We start from the raw sequence: 23,369 nt of genomic DNA on the forward strand, positions 1-23,369 counted from the left end.
AGGGGAATGCATGGCCTCCCGGATCGTGTCCCTCACCGTCAACGACAGACAAGAAGAGCTGCTCGCCCGTCCCGGCACCTCGCTGCTCAGCGCCCTCCGCGACACCCTCGGCCTCACAGCGGCGAAACGCGGCTGCGCCCAGGGTGCGTGCGGGTCGTGCACGGTGCTGCTGGACGAGCGGCCGGTGCCGGCCTGCCTCGTGCCGGTCGAGACCGTCGACGGCGCCTCGGTGCGCACGCTGGAGGGCGTCGCCGCGGACGGGCAGCTCGACGAGGTGCAGCAGGCGTTCCTCGAGGACTTCGCCACGCAGTGCGGGTTCTGCACCGCGGGCATGATCATGACGGCGGAGGCGTTGCTGGCCACCAACCCGAACCCGACCCGCGACGAGGTGGTCGAGGCGATCTCCGGGAACGTGTGCCGCTGCACGGGTTACGCGCCGATCGTGGCCGCGATCCTCGACGCCGCCGAGCGCCGGCGGGTCTCGAGGAGGCCCGCCTGATGTCGTACCGGCAGACGCCCATCGACCACCACTACTTCGCGAACGAGCGCACCGGCGACTTCTCCGTCATCGGCTCGGCCGTGCCGAGGACCGACGCGCGCGGCCACGTCACCGGCCGCACCGAGTTCTTCGAGGACATCCGCCCGGCCGGTCTGCTGCACCTCAAGATGCACCGCTCCGCCCGCCACCACGCCCGGCTGGTGAGCGTCGACACCACCGCGGCGCGTGCGGTGCCCGGCGTCGTGACCGTGTTGACGCACAAGGACATCCCGAACAACCTCTACACCCCGCTCAAGCTCATCGGCGTCACCCCGGACGACGAGCCGATCCTCGCCGAGGGCAAGGTCCGCTACCTCGGTGAGCCGATCTGCGCCGTGGTCGCGGAGACCGAGGCGGCCGCACTCGCGGGTGCCGCCGCGGTCGATGTGTCCTATGAGGACCTGCCCGCCGTGTTCGACGTCGAGGAGGCCCTGGCCGACGGCGCCCCGATCGTGAACGAATACCACGGCCGCAACTACTTCACCTACGAGGGACATCACTGCCGCCGAGTCCGCTTCGGCGACGTGGCAGCGGGTTTCGCGGCCGCCGACCACGTCTTCGAGTGGCGCTACCAGTCCTCGCCCATCGAGCAGGCGCCGGTCGAGACAACGGGCTGTGTCGTGGTGCCGCAACCAGACGGGCGGCTGCGCATCCACTCCGACACCCAGGCATGCTTCTTCACCTTGGACAACACCGCGCTGATCCTCGGTACCGACTTCAACAAGCTCCGCATCGTCGGCGGCACGGTCGGCGGCGGGTTCGGCGGCAAGGTCGACGTGGTCGTCGAGCCGGTCGCCTGTGTGGCCGCGATGACCACGAACCGGCCGGTGAAGTTCGTCTACAGCCGCCACGAGGAGATGCAGGTGTCCTCTCCTCGGGCCGCGGAACGCATCTATGTCAAGGACGGCGTGATGAGCGACGGCACGATCGTCGCCCGCCAGGTCATCGACTACATCGACGCCGGCGCCTATTCGCGGCACACGCCGTACGGCACGACCAAGGCGGCCGCGCACTTCCCTGGCCCGTACCGGATTCCGAACGTGTGGATCGACTGCCACTGCGTGTTCACCAACCGCACGCCGTCGAGTGCCATGCGCGGGTTCGGCGTCACCATCGGGGACTTCGCCATCGAGTCGCAGATGGACCGGGTGGCGGGGGAGCTGGGCATGGACCCGCTGCGGTTCCGGCTGCACAACGCCTACCGGGACGGCGACATGAAGGCACACCGCAAGGCTGCCGAGGGCACGGCGCTCATCGAGGTCATGCAGAAGGCGGCCGAGCTGGTCGGGCACGAGCTGTCGGAAGAGGACCGTCGACTGTCCTCCGTGGAGGGACAATGACGATGCTGCGTGGTCGCGGCTACGCGGCGGTCAACTATCCGACCGGGATGAACCTCGGCGGCGACCCGTCACAGGCGCTCATCCACGCCACCACCACCGGCACCTTCGTCATCTCACTGTCCTCCGTGGACCTCGGACAGGGACTGAAGACGGTGGTGGCCCAGTGCGCGGCCGAGACACTCGGCCTGCCGATCGAGTACGTCCTCGTCGACACCGCCGACACCGACACCGGGCCGCACTGTATGGGCACGTTCGCGAGCCGGGGCACGCACCGCATCGGCAACGCCGTCGTCATGGCGGCCACCGAGGCCCGGGCGATCATGCTCGACGTCGCGGCCGAGGAGCTCGAGGTCGACGCGGCGGACCTGGAGACCGACGGTTCCAGCTATGTCAAGGTGAAGGGCGCGGAGCTCAAGAAGATCCACGTCACGGACCTCGCGATGGCCGCGCACTTCACGCACGGCCGCACGATCTCGGGTCGCGGCGTGTTCATGAAGGACAAGAGCGAGGTCGTGCCGGAGACCGGCGAGATGGACCCCGACTCCTGCCACGCGCACGCGTGCACGGTCGCCGAGGTCGAGGTGGACGACGAGACCGGCGTGGTGAGCGTGCTCAGGATGTACAGCGTGTACGAGGTGGGCCGCGCCCTCAACCCGGCCATGGCGACACAGCAGGTGGAGGGCGGCGCGTGGATGGGCCTGTCACACGCGCTGTTCGAGGCGACCGAGCCGTACTACCCGGCCCGCGACCACGGTCCGGCCGACTTCAGCGAGTACCTGATGCCCGGCCCCGGTGACATCCCCGACCAGCACAGTGTCCTGTTGGAACGGCCGACCGACACGGGTCCGTTCGGCGCCAAGGGAATCGGCGAGATGACGGCCAACGCGCCGATCCCCGCCATCGCGAACGCGATCCACGACGCGTGCGGCGTGCGCCTCACCCGGATGCCGTTCACCCCCGAGGCCGTGCTGCGTGGTCTCGACGCACTACGCTCGTCATGAACGAAGCCGAGCTGGCGCAACGCATGCGTGCCGAACGGTACTTCGCCGACGACGGCCTGCTCACGGCCGTGTACCTGGCGCTGACGCTCGACCGGCCACTGCTGCTGGAAGGCGAGCCGGGTGTCGGCAAGACCGAGCTGGCGGCGGTGCTCGCGCGTGTGCTCGGTCGTGAGCTGGTGCGGTTGCAGTGCTACGAAGGGCTCGACGCGGGGCAGGCGCTGTACGAGTGGGACTATCCGAAGCAGCTGCTGCACGTGCGCGCCGACGCGACGGACGTCTACCGCGAGGACTTCCTGCTGGAGCGGCCGTTGTTGCGTGCGCTGCGCCGGCCGTCCGTGCTGCTGGTCGACGAGATCGACCGCGCCGACAGCGAGTTCGAGGCGTTCCTGTTGGAGTTCCTCGGCGACTTCCAGATCACCGTTCCCGAACTGGGCACCGTCCGGGCCGCCGTCCCACCGATCGTGGTGCTGACGTCCAACCGCACCCGCGAGCTGCACGACGCGGTGAAACGCCGGTGCCTGTACCACTGGATCCCGTTCCCCGACACCGACCGTGAGCGGGCGATTGTGCGCGCGCACGTGCCGCGGATCGCCGAGGACGCGGCGGAATCGCTGGTGCGTGCGGTGTCCGGCGCGCGGCGGCTCGACCTGCTGAAGCGGCCGGGCATCGCCGAGTCGGTGGAATGGGCACGCGGCGCCACGGCACTCGCCGGCAACGGTGACCCGTGGCCGGTCGCGCTACGCCGCGCGCTCGGACTGCTGATCAAGGACGCGGAGGACATGACGGTCGTCCGGGACCACCTCGACGAACTGATCGCCCCATGACCGCTATCGACCATCTACTCGGCTTCCTGCGTGGCCTGCGGGCGGCGGGGTTGCCGGTGCCGGTGGTCAAGCAGCGCGACTTCATGTGTGCGCTCACAAAGGTGCCGCCGCGGGATGTGGGGCACCTGCACAGGATCGCGGTCGCCACGCTCACCACGTCGGTGGCGGACCGGGAGGTCTTCGATCCGGTCTTCGCGCACTGGTTCACGGGACGCGGTCTGCCGGAACTGTCCGAGATGGACGAGCCGGGACAGACGGGGACCGGCGGCATGGGTGACGACACGCAGCCGGACGGCGCCGTACAGGAAGGCTCCGGACACCGGGCCAGTTGGTCCACAGTAGACAGAAACGCCGTCTTCGCCGCCACGACAGCGGGACAGCGTCGGCTCCTGGTGCGCCTGCGCTCCGACCTGCCCGCGGCGATGCCGGTGATCCGGTCGCGGCGCCGGGTGCCGGCACGACGTGGTGACCGGCTCGATGTTCGTCGAGTGCACCGGGACGCCTGGCGGGCCGGCGGTGAGGTCGTCCGCTTCCGGTGGCGTCGGCGCCCGACGCGGCAACGGCCGGTGCTCGTGCTCATCGACGTGTCCGGCTCGATGAAACAGCACAGCCGCGACCACCTCCGGTTCGCACACGCCGTCGTCGCGTCGTGCGAGCGGGCGGAGGTGTTCACGTTCGGCACGCGGCTCACCCATGTCACTCCAGCGCTGCGCGCACGGGACGTCGACGCCGCGCTGTCAGCGCTCACGAACGTGGTCCGGGACGCGGACGGCGGCACCCGGATCGGGCCGTCGCTGCTGGAGTTCCTCGGCAACGCACGGCATCTGGGGATGGCACGTGGCGCGCTGGTGCTCGTGCTGTCCGACGGGCTCGAACGCGGCGACTGCGTGCCGCTGGTGAAAGCCGTGCGGCGGCTGTCGTTGCTGGCGCACCGCCTGGTCTGGTGGTCGCCGCTGGCCTGCGATCCCGCCTACCGGCCGGTCACCCGCGGCATGGCGGCGGTCATCGCGCACGTTCACAAGCTGGCTGGTGTGCGGGATCTCGACACCGCGCAACAGCAGGTCGCTATGGGGATGTAGGAGGCATCGTGGACATTGTGGACGCGCACCACCACGTGTGGCGCGTCAAGGACATGCCGTGGCTGTCCGGCCCGATGGTCCCTCGGATCTTCGGTCCGTACGAGCCGATCAAGCGGGACTACCTGATCGACGAGTACATCGCCGACGCCCGGTCCGGCGGGATCACCAGTTCGGTGTACGTGCAGGCGAACTGGCCACTGGACAAGGTGGTCAACGAGGTGCGGTGGCTCTCCGAGCTGCACGAGGAGACCGGCTGGCCGACGGCCGTCGTCGGCTCGGCCGACCTGTTCGACCCGGACGCCGTCGAGGTGATGAAGCAGCAGGCCCTGCTACCCGTCGTGCGGGGCACCCGGCTGCAGCTGCACTGGCACGAACGCTCGGAGTTCCGGTACGCGTCCGGGCCGAACCGCATGAAGGACCCGGTGTTCCGGCGGAACGTGGCCGCGCTCGAGGACCTCGGCTGGCTGTTCGAGCTGCAGGTGTTCCCCGGCCAGATGGCCGACGCGGCCGAGCTGGTGGCCGCGGTGCCCGACGTGCAGTTCGTGCTGGTGCACGCCGGCATGCTGACCGACCGCGAGCCGGCGACGGTCCGCCTGTGGCGCGACGGCATGGCGCGGCTCGCGTCGTACCCGAACGTGGTGGTGAAGCTGACCGGCCAGGGCACGTTCATGAGACACCTCGACCAGGACTTCATCGCGTTCGTGGCCGCCGAGACCCTCGGCTGGTTCGGCGCCGACCGCGCCATGTTCGGCACCAACTTCCCGGTCGAGAAGCTGTGGACGGACATCCCGTCACTGGTCGCGGCGTGGTGGACGGCCGTCCCGGAAACCGACCGACCCGCAGTGTTCGCCGGCACCGCCCGGCGCGTGTACGGACTACCCGAGTAGAGGAGAGCACGTGGCCCTGTTCCTACTGACCTACGGCTACCACCAGACCGACGAGCGCGCGGCCCGCCGCGACGAGCACCTGGCGTACCTGAACAAGCTGAAGGAGGACGGTGCGTTGGTGGCCGCGGGCCCGTACGAGGACCTGACCGGCGGCGCGATCCTCCTGAACGCCGCCTCCCAGGAGGACGCCGCGTCCCTGGTCGACGGCGACCCGTACACACGGGCGAACGTCACCAAGGACCGGTACCTTCGCCAGTGGCGCGTCACGGTGGGCGAACTCTGACAGGAACCGGTGGTGGCGCGACGAAGGGAGCCTTCCTCACCCCCAGAGTGAGGAAGGCTCCCTTCGTCGCAGGTGGCCGGCGCTACTCGGCCATCGCAAGCTCGCGCACCTCCGCTGCCACGGGTGCGGAGCGGCGGGCACGCAGCGCGACCATCCCGGCCACCGCGAACACGATCACGACGGCCCCGGCGATGGCGGCCACCAGGTGGAGTCCGCTGGTGAACGCGTCCCGGGCGGCGGTGAGCAGTGCCGGGTCGGCGCTGTTCGCCGCGCTCGCGAGGCTCTCGCGGGCCTCGGCGGGTGCCCCGGCGGGCAGCTGGGCGCGGTAGACGGCCGTACCGACGCTGCCGAACAGCGCGATGCCCATCGCCATGCCGAACTCGGCGGTGGTCTCCGACATCGCGGACGCCGCGCCCGCCCGGTTGGCCGGGACCGAACCGATGACCATCTCGGTGCCCAGCACGCCCTGCGGCCCCATGCCGAACGCGGCGATCGACATGCCGACCACGGTCACCACGACACCGTTACCGGTGCTGACCTGCGTGAACAGCAGGATGCCGACCGCGGCGACCAGCATGCCGAACCCGAGCACGAACTCCGGCCGCGCACGCTGGGCCAGTCGGGGCGCGATGAGCGACCCCGCGACGACGAAACCTGCCTGCGGGACGAGCGCCAGCCCGGCCTGTGCCGCGGTCAGCCCCTCGACCAGCTGCAGGTACTGGCTGACCAGCATGAACACGCCGCCCATGGTGAGCGCGCCGACCAGCATGATGCACAGCGCCGCGGTGAAGGTGCGGTTGCGGAACAGGGCCAGGTCCAGCATCGGCGTGGTCAGTCGCCGCTGCCGCTGTGCGAACACCGCGCCCGCGCCGAGGCCGGCCAGCAGCACCACGGCCGTCGTCGTGTCGGGGCCGTTCTTCGCGAACTCCTTCAGCGCGAACACGATCGGCAGGATCGTGACGAGCGACAGCCCGACGCTGACCAGGTCCAAGCGGCCCGCGTGCTCGTCGCGGTACTCCGGCAGCAGTGCGGGCGCGGTGACCAGCAGCAACACCATGACCGGCACGGCAAGCAGGAACACGGCGCCCCACCAGGCCACGCTCAGCAGCAGCCCGCCGACGACCGGCCCGATCACCATGCCGCCCATGAAGCAGCTCATCCACACGGCGATCGCGGTGCCCCGCTGGCGCGGGTCACGGAACATGTTGCTGATCAGCGCCAGCGTGGACGGCATGAGCGTGGCCCCCGCGACACCGAGCAGGGCCCGCGCCGCGATCAGCATCTCCGGGCTCGTCGCGAACGCCGCCGCCACCGATGCCAGCCCGAACGCGGCGCCACCCACCATCAGGAGCTTCCGTCGACCGATCCGGTCACCGAGCGTGCCCATCGTGACCAGGAACCCGGCCACCATGAACCCGTAGATGTCGATGATCCAGAGCAGCTCCGTGCTGCTCGGCCGCAGGTCAGCGGCGAGGTGCGGCACCGCGAGGTGCAGCACGCTCATGTCCAGCGCGAGCAGCAGCGTCGGAAACGCGAGTACGGCGAGCCCCATCCACTCGCGCCGCCCGGCCCGTGGCTGTGTGTCCGTCATGACCCCTCCTGGTACTGGTTCGTCACCACCACGTCGAAGCGGGAGAGCGGATTTCGACATCGCCTCGAAGAAAATTTCTGCCGCTACACTGATGCCCGACTCACCGTCCAGGTGGGGCGCACCTAGGGTTCCGTCGGCCGCGGACACGCGGGCGGGTCTGGTCCGAGAGGTGCAGGCGTCCGGCAGCGGGCGTTCCACGGCGGGAGAAAAGCCCGGGAGACAGCCGTCGTTCGGCTGCTCCGCAGTCGAACCTCACCGGAGGTCTCGATTTTGGGCCACATCCACGACAACTACGGACCGGAAGCCCGCCGCGCGGTCGAGCGTGAGGCCGAACTCCCCACCTCGGCATGGGAACGTGAGGTGGCGCGCGGCCTCGAGTTCGGTCTACCCGGCGCCGACTCGATCGTCGACAAGCGGATCCCGACCTTCTCCCGCGGCGAGCTGCCGCACTTCGCCGGCATCAACACGTTCCTGAAGGCGCCGTACGTCGAGAACGTGCGCGACTGCGGCGAGTACGACGTCGCCGTGCTGGGTGTGCCGTTCGACGGCGGCACCACGTACCGCTCGGGCACCCGCTTCGGGCCGCAGGGCATCAGGAAGATCTCCGCGCTCTACGGGCCGTACAGCTTCGAGCTGGGCGTCGACCTCCGCGAGTCGATCACCATCTGCGACCTCGGCGACGTGTTCACGATCCCGGGCAACATCGAGAAGACCTTCGACCAGGTCACCAAGGCCGTCGGGCACGTCTACGCGTCGGGTGCCTTCCCGGTGGTGCTCGGCGGCGACCACTCCATCGGCTACCCGACCACCCGCGCGGTCGCCCAGCACCTGAACGGCGGCAACCTCGGCATCATCCACTTCGACCGGCACGTGGACACGCAGGAGACCGACCTCGACGAGCGGATGCACACCACGCCCTGGTTCCACGCCACGGACATTCCCAACGTGCCGCCGAAGAACCTCGTGCAGATCGGCATCGGCGGCTGGCAGGCACCGCGGCCCGGCGTGAAGGTCGGCCGTGAGCGCGGCACCACGATCATGACGGTCACCGACTGCGTCGAGATGGGCATCGAGGCCGCCGCCCAGCGAGCGCTCGACGTGGCATGGGACGGCGCGGACGCGGTGTGGCTGTCGTTCGACGTCGACTGCCTCGACGCCGCCTTCGTGCCCGGCACCGGCTGGCCGGAACCAGGCGGTTTCCTGCCCCGCGAGGTGCTGAAGTTCATCCAGCTCATCGCCGACGCCGCGCCGCTTGCCGGCATCGAGGTCGTGGAGTGCTCGCCGCCCTACGACAACGCGGAGATCACGGCACTCATCGCGACCCGCGTCATCTGCGACACGCTCGGCTGCCTCGTGCGTGCCGGCCACCTCCCGAAGAGCGGTTCCTGACCGTAGCGGCCCTGCGACGAAGGGAGCATCACTGCGTCCTTCATCGCAGGGCCGGAGCCTGCTCGTCCGGGGTGACGGAGGGCTGATCAGGTCCACTCCCGCAGCGTCCGGGTGGCGGCGGTGCCCAGTTCCGGGTCATCGGCGAGCTGCCGCAGCAGCGTGATGGTGTGCTCGCCGCGACCGGCCTCCATGACCGAGCTGAGCGCGTTGTGCCGCACGTTGACGTCGTCCTCGTCGGGGGCGAGTGCCGTGGTCAGCGCGTCGAGCACGATCGGGTCGTCGGCGTAGGGGCCCAGCGCCATCGCGGCGTACTGACGGACCAGGTCGTCCTCGTCCCGCAGGGCCGCCGCGATGACGTGTCCCACCCGGACCCGGTCGGCGGGCTGCTCCGGCGGCCACAGCCGCAGGATCTTGACGCACTCGATGCGGGACAGGTCGTACGCGCCCGCGTCCGCGATGATCGAGACGAGCAGGTCCAGCACCCGCGGGTCCGCGACGTGGTCCTCGAGTTCGACGATGAGGTCCACCTGCGCGTCCTCGTCCTCGGTCCGGCACCGCTCGACGAGCTCAGCCACCTGGTCCACGGGTCCTCCGGTATGTAACGGGTTGGCACGTATCCTAGCAAGGTGACACTCGACGAAGAGCGCGAGCGTCGGCTGCGGTTCGACACCGGCGCGGCGTGGCTGGACCTGGTCGCGAGCGTCGGCTTCGCGCACGGCCCTCGTCCCACGGAGCGCATGTACGACCTCGACCGGCTGCGGGAGTGGCTCGCGACCGAGAACCTGTTGCCCACGGCGGAACTGACCGAGACCGACCTCGACCTGGCCCGCGACCTGCGGCAAACGCTGCGCGAACTGGCGGAGGCGGTCGTGGCGACGACCGAAACAAAACATACGGACGACCGTATAGTTCCGCGGAAGGCCGACGGCCGCACAACATCTTCGACGACTAACCGTACGGACGACCGTATAGTTCTGCCGAAGGGGATCACCGCGCGGCTCAACGAGGTTCTTGCTGCTGAGGTGCCGCTTACCGTGCGGATCAACAGGTCCGGCGTGCTCACCACGAGCCGGCCGGCGACCGTGCGGGAGGCCCTGGCCCGCGTTGCCCGTCAGGCGGTTGAACACCTCACCGGCCCGGTCGCGGCGACCGTGCGTGCCTGCGCCGACCACGACTGCACGACGATGTTCATCGATCCCGGCGGCCGGCGGCGCTGGTGCTCGGCCGAGACCTGCGGCGTCCGCAACCGTGTCCGTGCGCACCGCGAGCGACAGCGGGCCACGTAACGGGTCGAGGTGTTACCGTGGTGATGTAACTGGCTGGCCCGTTACAGGGGGAGCGATGGCGCATCACCAGTCTCTGGTCCGGCTGAGTGCGGGAGTGCTCCCGGCGGCCTTCATCGTCGTGTGGAGCAGTGGCTATCTCGTCGGCAGCATCGGCGCTCGGAGCGGGCCGCCGCTGGCGCTGCTGTTCTGGCGGCTCCTGCTGGCGTTCGTCGTGCTGGGTGTCGTCGCACTGGCCACCCGCGCGCCGTGGCCGTCGCAGCCGCGGGTGTACGTGCATCTGGTCGTCACGGGTGTCCTGTTGCAGACCCTCCAGTTCGGACCGATCTACCTCGGCCTCGGCATGGGGGTCACCCCGGGCATGGCGGCGATGATCGTCAGCGCGTGCCCGCTCGTGGTCGCCGCCGCTGCCGTGCCGCTGTTCGCGGAGCGCATGACCTGCTGGCAATGGCTCGGCCTGGGAGTCGGTCTCTTCGGCGTCGTCATCTCCCTGAGCGACAAGCTCGGCGGCCGCGGCACACTCACCGGCTACACGCTTATCGCACTGGGGCTACTGGGCTTCGCCGCCGGCACGCTCTACCAGAAGCGGTTCGGCCAGTCGGTCGACCTGCGCACCGGCACGACCATCCAGTTGCTTGCTGGTCTGATCACCACGCTGCCTCTGGCGGCACTGCACGGCGGGGTCGCACTGCCTCTGACCTTCCCGGCCGTCGGTTCCTCGGTGTGGCTGGCGCTGGTCAACTCGATCGGCGGGTTCACCATGCTGTTCCTGCTGCTGCGCCTGCGTTCCGGTGGCGCGGCGACGAGCCTGCTCTACCTCGTCCCGCCGGTGACCGCCGTGCTGTCGATGCTGGTGCTGGGGCAGAACACGCCGGCGACGGTGTTCGCGGGCATGTCGGTCTCCGGCGCCGGCGTCCTGCTGGTTGTCTTCGCCAAGCGGCGCGTCGCCGGCGTCGGTAGCCCTCCGTGACCGGTTGGGCCGTTCGGGTGTGGCGCTTGACAGCGTGGTGTGGTTGGGTGTGCTATCCGATGGATAGGAAGACTGTCTAACCAATCGTACGTCCCCTGCAGGCCGCCCGACCGCACGTTCCCGTCCAGGCGGGAGCGTAGGAGAGGAGACCACGTGCGTGCCCGAAGACTTTCCCTGATCCTGCCAGCGATACTGGCCACCGCGCTCGTGCAGCCGACGCTCGCCGCCGAACCAAGAGCGGCCACGGACTACCAGGCCGAGAACGCCACGATCTCGCAGGGCGTCGTCGAGTCCAACCACACCGGCTACTCCGGTACCGGTTTCGTCAACTATGACAACATCGTCGGCAGCTACGTCGAGTGGTCGGTCACCGCGGCGGCGGCCGGACCGGCGACGCTGACCGTGCGCTTCGCCAACGGCACCACCGCCAACCGCGCCATGGACATCGCCGTCAACGGCACCCTCGTCGGAGACGACGTGGCCTTCGGCGGCACGGGAGCGTGGACGACCTGGCAGACCGCCCAGGTGAACGTGAACCTGAACGCCGGCGCCAACGTCGTGCGAGCGACCGCGGCCACCGCGAACGGCGGCCCGAACGTCGACCGCGTCACCGTGGACACCGGCGGCGGCACCACGCCGGTCGGCACGCCGGTGGAGGTCAACGGGCAGCTGGCGGTGTGCGGGGTGAAGCTCTGCAACCAGTTCGGCAAGCCGATCCAGCTGCGCGGCATGAGCACGCACGGGTTGCAGTGGTACAGCCAGTGCGTCAACGACGCCTCGCTGAACGCGCTGTCGAACGACTGGCACGCGGACGTGGTCCGGATTTCCATGTACATCCAGGAAGACGGTTACGAGACCGACCCGCAGCGGTTCACGAACCTGGTCAGCTCGCTCATCGACAAGGTGACCGCGCGCGGCATGTACGCGCTGGTGGACTGGCACATGCTGGATCCCGGCGACCCGTACTTCAACCTGTCCCGCGCGAAGACCTTCTTCACCGCGATCGCCCAGCGGCACAACGGGAAGAAGAACCTGCTGTACGAGATCGCGAACGAGCCGAGCGAGGTTCCGTGGTCGCGGATCCGTGGCTATGCCGAGGAGCTGATCCCGGTGATCCGCGCCCACGACCCGGAGACACCGATCCTGGTCGGCACCCGCGCGTGGTCGTCGCTCGGCGTGTCCGACGGCGCCAACGAGTCCGAGGTCGTCAACAACCCGGTGCGCGCCAGCAACATCATGTACACGTTCCACTTCTACGCGGCATCGCACGGGGACGAGTACCTGAACGCGCTGTCCCGCGCGGCGGACCGGATCCCGATGTTCGTCACCGAGTTCGGCACGCAGACCTTCACCGGCGACGGCGGCAACAACTTCACGATGTCCCAGCGCTACCTCGACCTGATGGCGGCGAAGAAGATCAGTTGGACGAACTGGAACTTCTCCGACGACTTCCGCACGGGAGCGGTGTTCAAGGAAGGGGTCTGCTCGGGTGGGCCGTACACCGGCACGTCGCCGCTGAAGTCGGCGGGCGTCTGGGTGCGCGCCAGGATCAACACCCCGGACGACTTCCCGACGAGCTGAGCCCTCGCGGGAAGGAAGGACTGCCGCCGGACCTGGTGATCGCACGTCGTGAGCGAGGGGCATCTCGCGAGCGGCGGCGATCACCGGGCTGCCGGCGACGGCAAGGCCGCCCCGCCCTCCGGGTTGCAGGCGGGGCCGGCCGGCCGTCGTAGGCAAGCGTTTGCCTGGGCAGATCACGATCGCTGGCACCGAGTGGGACGTCCCGAAATCGCCCGAACCGCTTCATGATCAACGCCAACACAGATGGTTGCGTAGGCATCCCCCACCCATACCCGGGGGGCCACCCCGAGGCCATCGTACCAAGCGGCGCTGACAAAACCCCTGGTCGGCAAGGGTTGTGGACAACTTTCTCTGGTGAGTGCGAGCGAATGGGACACTCGTGCGCTCGGGGCCGGGAGCGCGGGCGGGAGATCGGCGTTCACGGAGCGGCGGTCGACGACTGCCCTCGCTCGGAAGCCCTTGGGCGCAAGCACGGTAGATCGGATCTCTGCTGATAGGCCACGGAGCAGTGGTCGACGCCTGTCCATAGGCGGAAAGCGCTTTCTTCACCGAAAAAGCTGCCTGATCCTTTGGTCTAGACCTTGATAGCGTCGCGCTCTCGGGAGTAACGTCTCGCAACCGGAGCGTATTCATCCGATGTCTATTGCTCTGGGAGGCGGCAATGATGCGGCGTCGACTTGGTCGGTCAGTCACGGTGCTGGTCGCGGTTCTCGTTGTTGCCGCCTCCCTCGTCGCCGGCCCCGCGAGTGCGGAGTTGGAGCACCCGCGCCAGCAGTTCCTGCGTGACTCGCAGGCGGGGTTGTTCATCCACTGGGGGTTGCGGACCTCGCCGCAGCACACCAGTTGCGGTGCATGGGAAAGCGACGTGACCAACGGCGGCTGGAACGCGCAGTACTGGGTGAACGAGGCCAAGAAGCTCCACGCGCAGTACATCGTGCTCGCGACCTTCCACAGCCGGCTCGGCTACGCGCGGCCGTGGCCCTCGGCGATCCCCGGCAGCTGCCGCACCAACCGCGACTTCCTCGGTGAGCTCGTCAGCGCCTCCAACGCCGCCGGGCTGCGCACGATCCTCTACATGACCGACGACCCCCAGTGGTGGAACGAGGGTCTGTCGTCCGGGCAGAGCTGGCTCGACTCCGACGCCTACTCGGACTACAAGGGCCACGACGTCGACCTGCACACCCGCGACGGCTTCGGCGAGTACAGCTACGACCTGTTCGTCGAGACCATGCAGCGCTACCCGAACCTCTCCGGGTACTGGATCGACAACGACAACGCCTACTGGGAGCGCAACGGGCTCTACGAGCTGGTCCGGTCGACGCGTCCGAACTGGACACTCAGCAACAACAACGAGGACACGTCGATCATGGACATGATCAGCAACGAGCAGAAGACCGGCATGTCCCCGGCCTACGACTACCCGCAGGCCGTCTACACGGCCGCACCCAGGCTGATCGAGGCCGACTACAAGCTTCCGGTCAGCGGCGCCTGGTGGTACGACGGCTCCAACCCGTCGGTCGACTACAAGCTCACCCTCGGCCGCTACGTCACCAACACCGGCTCGTCGATCAAGTCGCTGATGGCCGAGACGGCTCAGGTCAACGGCCGCTTCCCCAGCAACCAGGAGGCGTTCAACAACTTCGCCAGCACCTACCTCGACGGGATCTGGGGCTCGATCAACGGCACCGAGGGCGGCGGCTATGCCTACGGTGGGCTGAAGCCCGGCTTCTGGAACGACGGCGCCCACGGCGTGACCACGGTCAGCAGGACCAACCCCGACCTGCACTTCGTCCACGTTGTGACGCGACCCTCCGGGAGCACGCTTCGGTTGCGTGACAACGGGTACCGCGTCACGAGCGTGACGAACCTCCGCACCGGCGCCTCGGTGGCGTTCAGCCAGGGCAACGGGTTCCTCACGCTCACCGGCGTGTCCGCGTGGGACCAGTACGACACCGTTTTCCGGGTTCAGACGAGCGGCCGGGTGGGCCGGTACACCGCGACGATGAGTGCGAGCGCGTCCGCGAGCGGACACCCCGCGTCGCACGCCGCCGACGGTGACTACCGGACCTACTGGGACAGCAACAAGAGCCTGCCGGTGTCGTTGCGGTTCGACCTCGGATCGGCGAAACCCGTGCGGTATCTCGCGATCAACCAGCGCGAGGACTCGGTCGCCTACGCGCGCTCGGACACCGAGCAGTCGGCCAGGATCCGGCAGTACCGCGTGTATGTGAGCGCTAACGGCACCGACTGGGGCAGCCCCGTCGCCACCGGCACGCTGCCGAGCCACCGCGGGGTGGCGTTCGTCGACATCCCGGCGACCACGACCCGGCACGTGCGGCTGGAGGTCGTCAACACCCACGCCGCCTCCACCGACACCACCCGCTTCCAGCGGCTGCGGGTCGACGAGGCGTGGGTCGGCGGCGAGTACGCCGGTGGCGGCACCACGACCGGCGTCGAGGCGGAGGCGGCCACGCTGTCCGGCCGGGCGGTCAGCGCGGCCTGTGCCGGTTGCTCCGGTGGCGCGAAGGTGCGCTTCATCGGCAACGGGTCGGCCGACCACGTCACGTTCACCGTGCAGGCCGCGGCGGCCGGCGCCCGGCAGCTCAGTTTCGACTACACAGTGGACGGTACGCGTTCCTTCTTCGTGAGCGTCAACAACGGTGCGGCAGCGGAGATCCCGGTGTCCGGCACGAGTTGGGGCACCCCGGCGAGCCACACGACCACGGTCACCCTGGCCGAGGGCGCCAACACCATCCGGTTCTTCAACGACGGCGCCAACGCGCCTGATCTCGACAAGATCACCGTCACCTGAGCGGAGAGACGTTATGTTGAGACGTCTGATTTCGGTACTGGCACTGGCGGCAGGGGCCGTGATCGCCGTGCCCGGTGTCGCGAACGCGGCCACGTTCAACGTGCGTGACTTCGGCGCGACCGGCAACGGCTCGGCCAACGACACACCCGCCATCCAGCGGGCGATCGACGCGGCGAGCGCGGCCGGCGGCGGGACCGTGCTGTTCCCGTCCGGCACCTACCAGTCCCGCAACACGATCCACCTGCGCAGCGACATCACGATGCAGCTCGACGCGGGCGCGACGATTCGCGGCGCGAGCAACGACGACTACGACGACGCCGAGGACAACCCCTGGGACGACTTCCAGGACTTCGGCCACAGCCACTTCCACAACGCGATGATCTACGGCGACCGGCTGAACAACATCGCGTTCGTCGGCGAGGGTGTGATCGACGGCGGCGGCCACCTGATCACCGGCAACCCGGACGACGGCGAGGCCGACAAGATCATATCGCTGACCCGGTGCAACGGCCTGAACGTCGGTGACGGCCTGACACTGCGCCGCGGCGGCCACTTCGCGATGCTGATCAACGGCTGCACGAACGTCACCTCAGACAACCTGACCATCGACACGGCGAGCGACCGCGACGGCTGGAACGTCATCAGCACCACCAACGTGCGCATCACCAACGCGGACATCCGTGCCAACGACGACGCCCTCGCGTTCAAGAGCGACTACGCGCTTGGCGCGAAGCTGCCCAACGGCAACGTGACCGTCACCGACTCGTTCCTGTCCGCCGAGTGCTGCAACGCCTTGATGTTCGGCTCGGAGACCTGCGGCGACTTCACCGGCTACGACTTCGAGCGGATCACCATCGACGGGTCCAACAAGTCCGGGCTCGGCCTGGTGTCCATGGACGGCACGGTGATCTCCGACGTGCACTACCGCGACATCACCATGACCAACGTGCGCTCGGCGATCATGCAGAAGGTCGGCACGCGGCGCAGGTGCGGCAACAACCCGGGCGTCGGCCGCATCCACGACATCACCTACGAGAACATCACCTCGTCCGGGCAGAGCAGCAACAACTTCTCGGCCACCCTCTGGGGCGAGTCCGGCGCCAACAACAAGATCAGCGACATCACGTTCCGGAACGTCGACCTGACCGTGCCCGGCGGCAACGACGACGACGCGACCGGCGTGCCGAGCAACGACCCCAACAACTACAACCCCAACAGCATCGGCACCCGCCCGGCTTACGGGTGGTACCTGCGCAACGTGAACAACGTCCGCTTCATCGACAGCTCGGTGCGGTTCAACTCGGACGACGAACGCGCCGCCGTGATCGCCAACAACAGCACCGCGGTCGTGCTGGACAACTTCGTGGCCGAACGCAGCGCAGGGTCGCGGGACGTGCTCCTGCAGAACACCAACGGATACTGCGTGCGTGGCACCAACACCTCCGGTGACGCGCTGCGGGTGAGCCAGACCGGTTCGACGGAGTCGTGTTCGGCGCCGGGCACCCGGTTCGAGGCGGAGAACGGACTGTGTGAGGGCACAGTGGACTCGAACCACGCCGGCTTCTCCGGCACGGGTTTCTGCAACACGACGAACGCGGTCGGCAGCGCGCAGCAGTGGACGGTGACCGCGACGCAGGCCGGCACCGCGACGCTGGTCTTCCGGTACGCCAACGGAACCACGACCGCACGCCCGATGGACCTGACGGTCGGCGGAACACCGGCCGGCACGGTGAACTTCGCCGCGACCGGCGCGTGGACAACCTGGCAGACGGCATCGGTGCAGGTGCCACTGACAGCAGGCTCGAACACCGTGCGACTCGCCGCGACAACGGCGAACGGCGGCCCGAACGTTGACTTCCTGGAGGTTGCGTGAACATCCACAAGCTACTCACAGTCTCTCTGGCGGGGATCGCCGCGGCCGCCGTGATGCCTTCGGCGGCGGTCGCGGCTCCGCGCGTCGTCACGGTGTCGTCGATCTCCCAGCTGCAGTCGGCGGCCGACGCCGCGCAGCCGGGGGACCGCATCGAGCTGGTCGACGGCACCTACACCACGTCCGGGGCGATCACCCTGCGGCGGTCGGGCTCGTCGAGCGCGCCCGTCACGATCGCGGCACAGAACGTCGGCGGGGCCGAGATCCGCGGTACCAACGGGTTCTCGTTCGCCGACACCGACTACGTCACGGTGGAAGGGTTCCGGCTTCGGCACAGCGGCGGGGTGAGCGTGCCCGCCGGCTCGCACCACGTCCGGCTCACCCGCAACGTCGTGCAGCTGGCCTCCAGCTCGGGGAACTGGGTCACGGTCACCGGCAACGACGTCGAGGTCGACCACAACACGTTCCAGACCAAGAGCTCCGAGGGCGTGTTCCTCCAGATCTCCGGCCCCGGCGACGCGGCGATGGCGCAGCGCACCAGGGTGCACCACAACCACTTCCGCGACCACACCTTCGCCGGCGACAACGGCGGCGAGTCCATCCGGCTCGGGTACAGCTACCGGCAGCTCAGCTCCGCCAACGCGGTCGTGGAGTACAACCTGTTCGAGCGGGCCAACGGCGACTCCGAGGCCATCTCCGTCAAGTCCTCCGACAACATCGTCCGCTACAACACGATCCGCGACAGCCGTGGCTCGATCGTGCTGCGGCACGGCAACCGGAACCTGGTCGAGGGCAACCTCATGCTCGGCAACACCGCCGGGATCCGCTTCTACGACAACGACCATTTGATCGTGAACAACGTGATCCAGGGCGGCACCGGGCAGATCATCGCCGGCTCCGGCGACGTGGCCGACGACACCACCGGCTCCACCTCACACGCCCGCCCCGACCGGGTGCTGGTCGCGTTCAACACTGTGGTCGGCAACCGCACCAACCTGCTCCAGGTCGGGCAGGGCACGGACCGGCTCGGGCCCAACGAGTGCACGTTCGCCAACAACATCTTCGTCGGCGGCGGATCCGGGGCGCTGCTGGACGTGGACGAGGCCACGGGTTCGCGGTGGCAGGGCAACATCGTGTGGTCCGGCACCGGCGGCAACGCGCCGTCGACCGGTTTCCGCTCGGTGAACCCCGCGCTCACCACCGACGCCGGCGGCCTGCGGCGGCTCCCGGCCAGCAGCCCGGCGGTCGACACCGCCGTCGGCAGCTACGCGCAGGCAGCCCGTGACATGGACCTGCAAACCCGTTCCGGCACCAAGGACGTCGGCGCCGACGAGTACGCGACGGGTGGCACACAGCGCCGCCCGCTCACCTCCGCCGACGTCGGCCCCAACTCGTAGGAGCCCGCGATGCTTCGAAGACTTTCCCTGCTGTTGACCGTGTTCGCGACCGTCGCGGCCGGCCTGACCGTCATGGTGCTGAACGCGAGCCCGGCCCGTGCGCTCGAGAACGGGCTCGCGCGCACGCCGCCGATGGGGTTCAACAACTGGAACTTCACGCACTGCAACTCGACCTTCAACGAGACCCAGATCAGGGCCGTCGCCGACTCGTTCGTCTCGAACGGACTCCGCGACGTCGGCTACAACTACGTCAACATCGACGACTGCTGGGCGCTGCCGCAACGCAACGCGCAGGGCAACCTCGTGCCCGACCCGGCTCGCTTTCCCAGCGGTATCAAGGCACTCGCCGACTACGTGCACGCACGCGGCCTGAAGTTCGGCATCTACACCAGTGCCGGCACCAAGACCTGCAACACAGCGGGCTTCCCCGGCGGTCTCGGTCACGAACAGCAGGACGCCAACCTGTTCGCGTCCTGGGGCGTCGACTACCTCAAGTACGACAACTGCAACAACCAGGGTGTCGACGCGATCCAGCGCTACACGGCCATGCGGAACGCGCTCGCCGCGACCGGCAGGCCCATCGTGTTCAGCATCTGCGAGTGGGGCCAGAGCAACCCGAAGGTCTGGACCTGGGGCGCCGGCATGGGCAATCTGTGGCGCACCACCGGTGACATCAGCGACAACTGGTCGAGCATGATCTCGCGGGTCCACACCAACGACGACCTCGCCCAGTACGCCGGGCCGGGCCACTGGAACGACCCGGACATGCTCGAAGTCGGCAACGGCGGGATGACCGACACCGAGTACCGCACCCACTTCAGCCTGTGGGCCATGATGTCCGCACCGCTGCTCATCGGCAGCGACATCCGCAACCCCTCGGCCGCGACGCTCAACATCCTGCGCAACACCGACGTGATCGCGCTCGACCAGGACCCGCTCGGCCGTCAGGCGACGATCGTCTCGTCGAGCGGTGGTCTGGTGGTCTACCGCAAGCCACTGTCCAATGGGGACTTCGCGGTGGCGTTGCTCAACGAGACCGGCTCGACCGCGACCGTGAGCACGACGACCTCTGCGATCGGCCTGCCGGGCAGCGCGTCGCTGAAGGACCTGTGGAGCAAGCAGGTCCGCACCACGACGGGTGCGATCAGCGCGTCGGTGCCCTCGCACGGCACGGTCGTGTACCGGGTGACCCGCACCGGCGCCTCCGCCCCGCCGAACGGCACGTCCCAGCTGTCCGACCAGACCGCGCTCTCCGCCACCAACGGTTGGGGCCCGGTCGAACTGGACCGCAGTGTCAACGGGCAGGCCGCCGGTGACGGTCGGACGATCACCATCGGTGGCACCACGTACGCCAAGGGCCTCGGCACCCACGCGGCCAGCAGCGTCACCTACCACCTGGGCGGTCGATGTAGTGCGTTCACAACCGATGTCGGCGTGGACGACGAGGTCACCGGCGGCCGTGTCGTGTTCCAGGTGTGGCGTGACGGGGTCAAGGTCGCCGACAGCGGCAATGTGACCGGCGCCGACGGAGCCAAACGCCTGACCGCGGACCTCACCGGGGCGACGACGTTGCTGCTCGCGGTGACCGACGGCGGCGACGGCATCACCTCGGACCACGCAGACTGGGCCGACCCGCGCCTGACCTGCGCCGGCTCCACCACGACGACCGTCGAGGCCGAGTCCGTCGGCAACACCGCCGCCGGCGCGGCCGCGTCGACCACGTGTGCCGGCTGTTCCGGCGGCGCGAAGGTCCGCTTCATCGGCAACGGCACGGCCAACTCGCTGACGGTGCCCGTGAGCGCGGCGAGCGCGGGCAGCCGCCAGCTCACCATCCAGTACACAGTGGACGGAGCGCGGTCGTTCTTCGTGAGCGTCAACGGAGGCGCGGCCATCGAGGTGCAGTGCACCGGCGCCAGCTGGGCGACGCCGGCGACCGTCACGGTCCCCGTCTCACTGAACGCGGGGAGCAACACCCTGAGGTTCTTCAACGACACGGCCTGGGCGCCGGATCTCGATGTTGTCGCTATCAACTGAGGAGGAACAATGAGGCTTCGAGGTCCAACCTGGCAGAGGGTGTTGACGGCGGTCGCCGCGGTCGCGCTGGTGCCGACCGTGCTGTCGGTCACGGACACCGCCACCGCCGCACCCACCCGCTACGAGGCCGAGAGCGCGACCATCTCACAGGGCACGATCGACTCGAACCACGCCGGGTTCAGCGGCACGGGCTTCGTCAACCTGGACAACCTCGTCGGCAGCTTCGTCGAGCTCAGTGTGAACGCGCCCACCGCGGGGAACGGCACAGTGGCCATCCGGTTCGCCAACGGCACCACGGCCAACCGGCCCATGAACGTCTCCGTCAACGGCACGGCGATCCTGCAGGAGCAGGCCTTCCCCGGCACGGGCGCGTGGACCACGTGGGAGACCATGACGTTCACCACCCAGCTGCGGGCCGGCGCCAACACCGTTCGGCTCACGTCCGCCACCGACACCGGCGGCCCGAACATCGACGCGGTCGACGTGGAGGTCGCCGCCACCACCGACTACCAGGCCGAGAACGCCACGATCGGCCAGGGCGTGGTGGAGTCCAACCACACCGGCTTCACCGGCACCGGCTTCGTGAACATGGACAACGTGGTCGGCAGCTCCGTCGAGTTCAGCGTGAACGCCGCCACCGCGGGCCCGGCGAGCCTCGCGTTCCGCTTCGCCAACGGCACCACCACCGACCGCCCCATGGACGTCACGGTCAACGGCACGGTCGTGGCCGACGACCGCAGCTTCCCGGGCACCGGCGCGTGGACCACCTGGCAGGAGGGCACGATCAACGTCACCCTGGCCGCCGGCGCCAACACCGTCCGCGCCGTCTCGACCACGGCGAACGGCGGCCCCAACCTGGACCGGCTGCGGGTCGGTCCGCCGGCCGACGGCGAGCGCCCCACGTCACCGGGGCAGCCGACCTGTAGTGACATCGGCTCCGACTCACTCACCCTGAGCTGGCCGGCCTCGACGGACAACGTCGCGGTGGTCGGCTACGACATCTACTTCCTGGGCCAGAAGATCGCGGAGGCGCCCGACTCGCCGTTCCGGGTCACCGGCCTGCAGCCCAACACCCAGTACCGGCTCTCGGTGTTCGGCCGCGACGCCGCCGGCAACGTCTCCGACTCGAGCGCGGAGGCCGTGTGCACGACCACCGCCGACCCCGGTGACGCGACCCCGCCGAGCACGCCGGGCCAGCCGTCGGTTTCGGCCATCGGGCAGACCGGCGCCACCGTCAGCTGGTCCGCGTCGACCGACAACCGTGCCGTGACCCGATACGACATCCGCACCAGCAGCGCGGTCCTCGACTCGGTGACCGGCAACCCACCCGCCACGTCGAAGGCCGTGACCGGCCTGGCCTGCGGCACGTCCTTCACGATCCACGTGGTGGCCAGGGACGCGGCCGGCAACACCTCGGCGCAGAGCTCGACGGCGACGTTCACCACGAGCGCCTGCGGTGGCGGGAACAACCCCGGCACCCCGACCCAGGTGTCCACCGGCTGGTCCATCCCGTGGGACCTGTCGTGGGCGCCGGACGGCACGTTCGGCCTGGTCACCGAGAGGGACACCTTCCGGGTGTTCCGGATCAACAAGGACGGCGGCGGCAAGACCCAGGTAGGGACCGTGCCGAACAGCCAGACCACCGACGGTGAGGGCGGCCTGATGGGCATCGCGCTGTCGCCGACGTGGAACGGCAGCAGCGACCAGGACGTGTTCTTCATGCACACGTCCAGTGACGGCAACCGGATCGCGAAGATGACGTTCAACGGCTCCTCGCTGACCGGCTACACCTCGATCGTCACCGGCATCAGGAAGAACCGCTTCCACAACGGCGGCCGCATCCGGTTCGGTCCGGACGGGTTCCTGTACGCCACCACCGGCGACTCGCAGCAGAGCAACCTGGCGCAGGACCAGAACTCGCTCAACGGCAAGATCCTGCGGGTCACGAAGACCGGTGCGGCCGCACCGGGGAACCCGTTCGGCACGCGGATCTACAGCTACGGCCACCGCAACCCGCAGGGGCTCGCCTGGGACGCCGCCGGACGGCTGTGGTCCTCGGAGCTGGGCAACTCGTCGCAGGACGAGCTGAACCTGATCCTGCCGGGCCGCAACTACGGTTGGCCGACGTGTGAGGGTTCGTGCGACGTCTCCGGTATGACCAACCCGAAGCGGACGTGGTCGGTGTCCACGGCGTCGCCGAGTGGTCTGGCCTTTGCCAACGGTGCGTTGTTCATGGCGTCGCTGCGTGGCGAGCGGCTGTGGCGGATCGTGCTGAACGGCGAGAACGTCGGCACGGTCAGCTCGCACTACAACGGCACGTACGGCCGCATGCGCGCGGTCGTGAAGGTGCCTGGTGAGAACGCGATCTGGTTCGGCACCACCAACGCGGACAACAACGGCGACGGTGGCTCCGGTTCGGACCGGTTCCTGCGGGTGAACCTGGGCTGATCGTCCACTGTGGTGCTCGGGGCGTCGCCAGGTGCGGCGCCC

Annotated in this window: 18 protein-coding genes and 1 riboswitch; of the genes, 16 read left to right on the top strand and 2 right to left on the bottom strand. The window is 68.9% G+C overall.

Annotation, left to right across the window (positions count from 1 at the left end):
* Positions 1-10 precede the first annotated feature (10 nt).
* From VF106_RS03340 to VF106_RS03370, 7 genes are read left to right on the top strand one after another with little or no spacing between them, the layout of a single operon-like run.
* A complete protein-coding gene (locus VF106_RS03340) occupies positions 11-499 on the top strand; it encodes a (2Fe-2S)-binding protein (protein ID WP_330838048.1) in 489 nt (162 codons plus the stop codon).
* The gene (locus tag VF106_RS03345) at positions 499-1,878 is read left to right on the top strand and encodes a xanthine dehydrogenase family protein molybdopterin-binding subunit (protein WP_330838049.1); all 1,380 of its coding nucleotides are present in this window, start codon (positions 499-501) and stop codon (positions 1,876-1,878) included. The genes VF106_RS03340 and VF106_RS03345 overlap by 1 nt, the downstream gene beginning before the upstream one ends.
* A complete protein-coding gene (locus VF106_RS03350) occupies positions 1,875-2,879 on the top strand; it encodes a xanthine dehydrogenase family protein molybdopterin-binding subunit (RefSeq protein WP_330838050.1) in 1,005 nt (334 codons plus the stop codon). The genes VF106_RS03345 and VF106_RS03350 overlap by 4 nt, the downstream gene beginning before the upstream one ends.
* A complete protein-coding gene (locus VF106_RS03355) occupies positions 2,876-3,703 on the top strand; it encodes an AAA family ATPase (protein WP_330838051.1) in 828 nt (275 codons plus the stop codon). Before VF106_RS03350 ends, VF106_RS03355 begins: the two co-directional genes overlap by 4 nt.
* Positions 3,700-4,782 carry a vWA domain-containing protein gene (locus tag VF106_RS03360; RefSeq protein ID WP_330838052.1) on the top strand — a complete coding sequence of 361 codons (1,083 nt, stop codon included), beginning with the start codon at positions 3,700-3,702 and terminating at the stop codon, positions 4,780-4,782. The genes VF106_RS03355 and VF106_RS03360 overlap by 4 nt, the downstream gene beginning before the upstream one ends.
* 8 nt (positions 4,783-4,790) lie before the next feature.
* The gene (locus VF106_RS03365; RefSeq protein ID WP_330838053.1) at positions 4,791-5,669 is read left to right on the top strand and encodes an amidohydrolase family protein; all 879 of its coding nucleotides are present in this window, start codon (positions 4,791-4,793) and stop codon (positions 5,667-5,669) included.
* Between the two features lie 10 nt (positions 5,670-5,679).
* Positions 5,680-5,952, top strand: coding sequence for a YciI family protein (locus tag VF106_RS03370; protein WP_330838054.1), 273 nt, complete (start codon positions 5,680-5,682; stop codon positions 5,950-5,952).
* Positions 5,953-6,034: 82 nt separating this feature from the next.
* Here VF106_RS03370 and VF106_RS03375 read toward each other — a convergent pair whose 3' ends face one another.
* Positions 6,035-7,543 carry an MFS transporter gene (locus tag VF106_RS03375; RefSeq protein ID WP_330838055.1) on the bottom strand — a complete coding sequence of 503 codons (1,509 nt, stop codon included), beginning with the start codon at positions 7,541-7,543 and terminating at the stop codon, positions 6,035-6,037.
* Positions 7,544-7,654: 111 nt separating this feature from the next.
* Positions 7,655-7,764, top strand: a riboswitch (guanidine-I (ykkC/yxkD leader).
* Between the two features lie 49 nt (positions 7,765-7,813).
* Here VF106_RS03375 and VF106_RS03380 point away from each other — a divergent pair.
* Positions 7,814-8,932: an agmatinase family protein gene (locus tag VF106_RS03380; protein WP_330838056.1), complete on the top strand. Its 1,119-nt coding sequence runs from the start codon at positions 7,814-7,816 to the stop codon at positions 8,930-8,932.
* An 86-nt stretch (positions 8,933-9,018) separates the two neighbouring features.
* Here VF106_RS03380 and VF106_RS03385 read toward each other — a convergent pair whose 3' ends face one another.
* A complete protein-coding gene (locus VF106_RS03385) occupies positions 9,019-9,516 on the bottom strand; it encodes a HEAT repeat domain-containing protein (RefSeq protein ID WP_330838057.1) in 498 nt (165 codons plus the stop codon).
* Positions 9,517-9,558: 42 nt separating this feature from the next.
* Between VF106_RS03385 and VF106_RS03390 the strand changes: the two genes are divergently transcribed.
* The 8 genes from VF106_RS03390 to VF106_RS03430 all read left to right on the top strand — a co-directional run bounded on the left by VF106_RS03390 (position 9,559) and on the right by VF106_RS03430 (position 23,327).
* Positions 9,559-10,218 carry a CGNR zinc finger domain-containing protein gene (locus VF106_RS03390; RefSeq protein WP_330838058.1) on the top strand — a complete coding sequence of 220 codons (660 nt, stop codon included), beginning with the start codon at positions 9,559-9,561 and terminating at the stop codon, positions 10,216-10,218.
* A gap of 55 nt (positions 10,219-10,273) precedes the next feature.
* Positions 10,274-11,185, top strand: coding sequence for a DMT family transporter (locus tag VF106_RS03395; protein WP_330838059.1), 912 nt, complete (start codon positions 10,274-10,276; stop codon positions 11,183-11,185).
* 153 nt (positions 11,186-11,338) lie between these two features.
* Entirely contained in the window at positions 11,339-12,766 is a 1,428-nt protein-coding gene (locus VF106_RS03405; protein ID WP_414638840.1) for a cellulase family glycosylhydrolase, read from the top strand.
* A 661-nt stretch (positions 12,767-13,427) separates the two neighbouring features.
* Complete coding sequence (locus VF106_RS03410) at positions 13,428-15,578, top strand: discoidin domain-containing protein (protein ID WP_330838060.1); 2,151 nt, start codon at positions 13,428-13,430, stop codon at positions 15,576-15,578.
* A 13-nt stretch (positions 15,579-15,591) separates the two neighbouring features.
* Positions 15,592-17,451 (top strand): glycosyl hydrolase family 28 protein, encoded by a 1,860-nt coding sequence (locus VF106_RS03415; RefSeq protein WP_330838061.1) that lies wholly within the window; start codon positions 15,592-15,594, stop codon positions 17,449-17,451.
* Entirely contained in the window at positions 17,448-18,845 is a 1,398-nt protein-coding gene (locus tag VF106_RS03420; RefSeq protein ID WP_330838062.1) for a polysaccharide lyase 6 family protein, read from the top strand. Before VF106_RS03415 ends, VF106_RS03420 begins: the two co-directional genes overlap by 4 nt.
* A gap of 9 nt (positions 18,846-18,854) precedes the next feature.
* Positions 18,855-20,879 (top strand): NPCBM/NEW2 domain-containing protein, encoded by a 2,025-nt coding sequence (locus VF106_RS03425; RefSeq protein ID WP_524535845.1) that lies wholly within the window; start codon positions 18,855-18,857, stop codon positions 20,877-20,879.
* Between the two features lie 9 nt (positions 20,880-20,888).
* Positions 20,889-23,327, top strand: a complete 2,439-nt coding sequence (locus VF106_RS03430) for a PQQ-dependent sugar dehydrogenase (RefSeq protein WP_330838063.1) — start codon at positions 20,889-20,891, stop codon at positions 23,325-23,327.
* Positions 23,328-23,369 lie beyond the last annotated feature (42 nt).

Origin of the sequence: Actinophytocola sp. (genome assembly GCF_036378875.1) — a bacterium.
GTDB lineage: Bacteria > Actinomycetota > Actinomycetes > Mycobacteriales > Pseudonocardiaceae > Actinophytocola.